Origin of the sequence: Bizionia sp. (genome assembly GCF_048259285.1) — a bacterium.
Lineage (GTDB): Bacteria > Bacteroidota > Bacteroidia > Flavobacteriales > Flavobacteriaceae > Algorimicrobium > Algorimicrobium hallyeonense.
This window is the reverse complement of sequence record NZ_JBLXHU010000080.1, coordinates 1-6,022: the sequence shown is the minus strand read 5'-3', so window position 1 is coordinate 6,022 and position 6,022 is coordinate 1. Positions and strand designations below refer to the sequence as shown.

At 36.8% G+C, this 6,022-nt stretch carries 5 protein-coding genes; 4 read left to right on the top strand and 1 reads right to left on the bottom strand.

Going from position 1 to position 6,022, the window contains the following annotated elements:
• A partial coding sequence (locus tag ACN0QX_RS15150) for a cyanophycinase (protein ID WP_417198158.1) occupies positions 1-574 on the top strand: 574 nt, incomplete at its 5' end.
• A gap of 268 nt (positions 575-842) precedes the next feature.
• Here ACN0QX_RS15150 and ACN0QX_RS15145 read toward each other — a convergent pair.
• Positions 843-1,772 carry an isoaspartyl peptidase/L-asparaginase family protein gene (locus ACN0QX_RS15145; RefSeq protein ID WP_092206520.1) on the bottom strand — a complete coding sequence of 310 codons (930 nt, stop codon included), beginning with the start codon at positions 1,770-1,772 and terminating at the stop codon, positions 843-845.
• A 205-nt stretch (positions 1,773-1,977) separates the two neighbouring features.
• Here ACN0QX_RS15145 and polA point away from each other — a divergent pair, with 205 nt between their 5' ends.
• The 3 genes from polA to rpsI form a co-directional block, all read left to right on the top strand.
• Positions 1,978-4,830, top strand: a complete 2,853-nt coding sequence (gene polA / locus ACN0QX_RS15140; protein WP_417198157.1) for a DNA polymerase I — start codon at positions 1,978-1,980, stop codon at positions 4,828-4,830.
• A gap of 489 nt (positions 4,831-5,319) precedes the next feature.
• The gene (rplM, locus tag ACN0QX_RS15135; protein WP_092206516.1) at positions 5,320-5,775 is read left to right on the top strand and encodes a 50S ribosomal protein L13; all 456 of its coding nucleotides are present in this window, start codon (positions 5,320-5,322) and stop codon (positions 5,773-5,775) included.
• Positions 5,775-6,022: 30S ribosomal protein S9 (gene rpsI, locus ACN0QX_RS15130; protein WP_417198156.1), on the top strand; the 248-nt coding region annotated here is incomplete at its 3' end. The genes rplM and rpsI, both read left to right, overlap by 1 nt.

Below are 6,022 nucleotides of genomic sequence, written 5' to 3'. Positions count from 1 at the left end.
TATTAAGACTGCCGACTGTATCATGTTTTCGGGCGGTGATCAATCAAAAATAGCGAAATACATTGGTGGCTCAACCATCCATACTATTTTAATGGAACGTTATAAAAATGACGAAGGCTTTGTTATAGCGGGAACGAGTGCAGGCGCCATGGCCATGTCTGAAGAAATGGTTTCTGGTGGCAGTGCTGCTAAAGCCTTTTTAAAAGGCGCTGTAAAAATGCGCAAAGGACTGGCTTTAATTCCTGAATTAATTATTGACACACACTTTATTCAACGTGGCCGTTTTGGACGCATTTCAGAAGCCGTCGCTAAATTCCCAAGTTTAATAGGTTTTGGTTTAGCTGAAGATACTGGTATGATAATAAAAAACGGAAATTCCTGTACTGTTATAGGCTCTGGAATGGTGATTGTTTTTGATGGCAAAAATCTTACACATAATAACGAAAAAGTATTAGAACTAGGAACACCAATGACCATGACAAATTTAACCGTTCATGTACTTTCCAATGGTGACCAGTATGACATTAATAAACGACAAGTAACGGTTTTACCGATAGAGGCGCCTTTTATTTAAATACATTCCTGCGAAAACAGGAATATCAATTTTCAATGCATATAAATTATTAGGTTTATTCTTACCCACTGCGTTAGCGATTGAAGCGGCATCCTTTTTGAGATACGAAAAAAGATATAGCGGAAAGCGCGACCTTTAGGTAACGCCCAAAAAGGAATAACAATTTATGTTTCTTAAATACAGCGCGACCAGTTTGCTTGATGTAATACGGGTGTTTTGATTTGAATACTGTTTTAGTAAATACAAGATTCCTGCCTGCGCAGGAATTTTATTTGTAAATAGAAATCTCATTAACACCTAATGAGGTTTTTTGTCCGCGATACATCCCTTCCGTATTAAACGGCATAGCAATATTGCCTTTAGCATCCACGGCAATTAAACCACCATCACCACCAATTTCTAAAATACGTTTGTTGATGACTTCATGAGCAGCATCCTGTAAACTCATATTTTTGTGTTCTATTAAACAAGCTACATCATAAGCTACAACACCACGAATAAAAAACTCACCACTTCCTGTACATGAAATAGCACAAGTTTTATTATTGGCATAATTTCCAGCACCTACCATAGGACTATCGCCTACGCGTCCCCATTTTTTATTAGTCATGCCTCCTGTAGATGTTGCTGCTGCAATATTTCCGTTTACATCGCAAGCCACAGCGCCAACGGTTCCAAATTTAGAATCTTTCTTTTTGGCATGGTCTAATTGAAAACTATCTGTATCTTTTATTTCTAACCATTGTTTATGACGAAATTCATCATAAAAATAATTGCTATCTTCTAATTTATATCCCAATTCTTTGGCGAAACGCATGGCTCCTTCACCAGCTAAAAATACATGCTCACTTTTTTCCATGACATCTTTTGCCAGACTAATCGGATTTTTAATGCCTGAAATTAAACTCACAGCTCCAGCGTTTAATGATTTTCCGTCCATGATACAAGCATCCATTTCGTGGGTTTCTTCAGCAGTAAAAACACTGCCTTTTCCAGCATTAAATAATGGCGAATTTTCCAACACCATAACTGCTTCTTCTACCGCATTTACAGCTGTTCCTCCAGTTTCTAATATGGTATAACCGGCTTCTAAAGCAACTTTTAATGCCTGTTTGTATTTTAGTTCTAATTCGGGAGTCATCATGCCTTTTACCAAGGTTCCTGCGCCACCATGTATGGCTATTGATAATGTATTCATTTATGTATTTTTAACTGTGGAAAATTACAAATAGAAAATGAAATGCCACCTAAAAAGCATAAGTTTTTGTAGATTTGATGCGCTTGTCAGTTGGCGTACGACTTGGTGTTTTTTTTCTGAATTTTTTATTCATAAAACACCTTTCGTCCCGATAAAAATCGGGAATGCTTAAGGTGACATTCTATATTCAATTTAAAATTTACACATGTCAGATAAAAAACGACTTTTCTTGGTTGATGCTTATGCTCTTATTTTCCGTGGCTATTATGCGTTTATTAAAAACCCACGAATTAACTCAAAAGGTACAGACACCTCTGCTATAATGGGATTCATGAATTCCCTTTTGGATGTTATTAAACGTGAACGCCCAGACCATTTAGCAGTTTGTTTTGATAAAGGTGGTAGTGCAGATCGTGTAGAAATGTACGAGGAGTACAAAGCTAATCGTGATGAAACACCCGAAGCTATAAAAATTGCCATTCCTTATATTCAGGAAATCCTTAAAGCTATGCACATTCCCATCATGGTAAAAGAAGGTTTTGAAGCCGATGATGTTATTGGCACACTTTCCAAGCAAGCTGAAAAAGAAGGTTACCAAACGTTTATGGTAACACCTGATAAGGATTTTGCTCAATTAGTTTCAGATAATATTTTTATGTATCGTCCAAAATCATTTGGTGGTGGTTATGAAGTTTGGGGCATTCCTGAAGTTCAGAAAAAGTTTGAAGTGGAACATCCAGAACAGGTAATTGACTTTCTGGGTATGATGGGAGATTCATCTGACAACATCCCAGGACTACCAGGTGTTGGCGAAAAAACAGCTAAAAAATTCATTAAAGCTTATGGCAGTATGGAAGGTCTCTTGGCAAACACCCATGAGCTAAAAGGTAAAATGAAAGAAAAAGTAGAAGGCGCTAAAGAACTAGGCTTACTTTCTAAAGAACTCGCACGAATTATGCTAGATGTTCCTGTGGAATTTAATGCGAAAGATTTTGAGTTAGACCAACCAGATATTCCGAAAGTCACAGAAATTTTTCAAGAGTTAGAATTTAGACGTTTAATTGACAACTTCTTAAAAACTTTTGCAACTGAAGACCATTCTTCAACCAACAAAACCGAAACAACAAAAACTGAAAACAAAGCCAAGCCTAAAGAAACCGCTTCGGCTGGTGCCGGCCAATTTTCGTTGTTTGGCGGAGATCCTTCAAGCGCTTCAGAAACCGAAACCACAACTACTTTCACCAGAAAAACGGCTGAAACCACACCGCATTTCTATCAAAGCATTGCGCCTGGTATGGCTACTAATTTATTCATCAAAAACTTAATGAATCAAACAGCGGTTTGTTTTGATACCGAAACCACGGGACTCAATCCGTTAACAGCCGAATTGGTTGGAATTGCATTTTCTTGGGAAGTTGGCAAAGGGTTTTATTTACCAATTTCAGAAAACAAAGAAGAAGCGCAAGAACTACTGGAAGCCTTACGTCCATTTTTTGAGAATGAAGCTATTGAAAAGATCGGACAGAATTTAAAATACGATATTAAAGTCTTAGCTAAATACAAAATTACCGTTAAGGGCAAATTGTTTGATACCATGTTGGCACATTATCTAATTAATCCAGATATGCGGCATAATATGGACGTTCTTGCTGAAACGTATTTAAATTATTCGCCTATTCCTATAGAAACACTAATTGGAAAAAAAGGCAAAAATCAGAAAAGTATGCGCGAGGTACCTTTAGACATTCAAACCGAATATGCGGTTGAAGATGCTGACATAACCTTGCAGTTAAAAGAACTTTTTACCAAGGAACTCGGTGAAGCCAATACGCAAAAACTATTTGATGATATTGAAATTCCCTTATTACGCGTTTTAGCAGCCATGGAATTGGAAGGTATAAATTTAAATACCGATTTTTTAAATTCCTTGTCCGATCAACTGAATTCAGACATAGCCGATTTGGAACAAAAAATCTATAAAGAAGCTGGCGAAGAATTCAATATTGCGTCACCAAAACAATTAGGCGATATTTTATTTGATAAAATGAAATTGGTTGCAAAACCTAAAAAAACCAAAACAGGGCAGTATGCCACAGGTGAAGATATATTAAGCTACCTTGCTAAAGACCATGAAATTATTCAGAGTATTTTAGATTTCAGAGGCCTTTCAAAATTAAAAAGCACCTATGTAGATGCGTTGCCGCTTCAGGTAGAACCATCAACAGGACGCGTGCATACGGATTACATGCAAACCGTTGCCGCCACGGGACGCTTAAGCAGTAATAATCCGAATTTACAGAATATTCCCATCCGCACCGAACGCGGACGGCAAGTACGAAAAGCCTTCGTTCCAAGAAACGATGATTACACCTTATTAGCTGCAGATTATAGCCAAATAGAATTGCGCATTATTGCTGCCTTGAGCGAAGAAGAAACCATGATTGAAGCCTTTAAGAACGGCGAAGACATCCATGCGTCTACGGCTTCAAAAGTTTTCAATGTGCCTATAGAAGAAGTCAGCCGCGAACAACGAAGCAATGCGAAAACCGTAAATTTTGGTATTATATATGGTGTATCCGCTTTTGGGTTGAGCAATCAAACCGATTTAAATAGAACCGAAGCCAAGGAACTTATTGACACCTATTATGAAACCTACCCAAAACTGAAACGCTATATGGGATCGCAAGTGGATTTTGCGCGAGACCATGGTTATGTGCAAACGGTTTTAGGCAGACGTAGGTATTTAAAAGATATTAATTCAAGAAACGCTGTTGTTCGTGGTGCTGCCGAACGTAATGCGGTAAACGCTCCCATTCAAGGTAGTGCTGCTGACATTATTAAAATTGCTATGATTAATATTTTTAATAAGCTGAATGCTGGCAATTATAAAACCAAAATGCTTTTACAGGTACATGATGAATTGGTTTTTGATGTGTACAAACCCGAATTAGAAACTATTAAAACCTTGGTAAAAACCGAAATGGAAAGTGCTTTTAGTTTATCTGTTCCTTTGGATGTGGATATGGATATTGGTGATAATTGGCTGGAGGCGCATTAAAAAGGCATGAGACATTTGGATTGAGGTATTATGTTCCGTGATCAAAAGACATTTCAATTAAAAAATAAAACTAATTACTAACATTTAAAACATACTATCATGGCAAAAAGTCAAGACGCAAAAAAGAACGTAAAAAAAGAACCGACGAAAACAGCTAAAGAAAAAAAGGCTGAAAAGCGTTTAAAGAAAGCAAAATAAGCTTTAAATATTTTGACATATAGTATGTGTTTTCTTTAAAACGAAAAAACACTAATCAACTTACATTTCAAATTCCTTACGTTCATCCTCCTGACTAATATGGTGTTCAAAATCATCATACCAAATTCAAATATGAAAAACGACACTATTTACCGCTTAATCCAAACCCAAAAAAGATATAAACAAAGTTATCAAAAATAACTCAGCGCACTATTTGGTAATCAAATATATAATCGTAAATTTGCAAACTCTTTTAAAGAGAGGAATGTTTAATTAGAAAAATTAATAAGTGTGGACACATTAAGCTACAAAACGATTTCAGCCAACAAAGCTACTGCTACTAAAGAGTGGGTTTTAGTTGATGCTGAAGGTCAAACATTAGGCCGTTTAGCTTCTAAAGTTGCAAAACTTTTAAGAGGAAAACATAAGCCTAACTTCACACCACACGTTGATTGCGGTGATAACGTAATTGTTATCAATTCGGAAAAAATCAACTTGACAGGAAACAAGTGGACGGAAAAAACATACATCCGTCATACAGGGTATCCAGGTGGACAAAGAAGTTTAACTGCTACTGAATTGTTTGGAAAAGATCCAGCAAGATTAGTAGAGAAATCAGTAAAAGGAATGTTACCTAAAAACAAATTAGGTGCTGAACTATTCCGTAACCTTAACGTTGTTGTTGGTACAGAGCATACACATGCTGCACAAAAGCCAAAAACAATTAACTTAAACGAATTCAATTAATGGAAGTAATTCACAAAATTGGCCGTAGAAAGACGGCTGTTGCTCGTGTGTATGTTGCCCCAGGAAAAGGGAACATGACCGTGAACAAAAAAGACATGGCTGTTTATTTTCCTACTGCTACCTTGCAGTACAAAGTAAACCAACCTTTAGCTATGACTAACAATGATGGCAACTTTGATATTACAGTAAATGTATATGGAGGTGGCATAACAGGTCAAGCTGAAGCAATCCGTTTAGGTTTATCTCG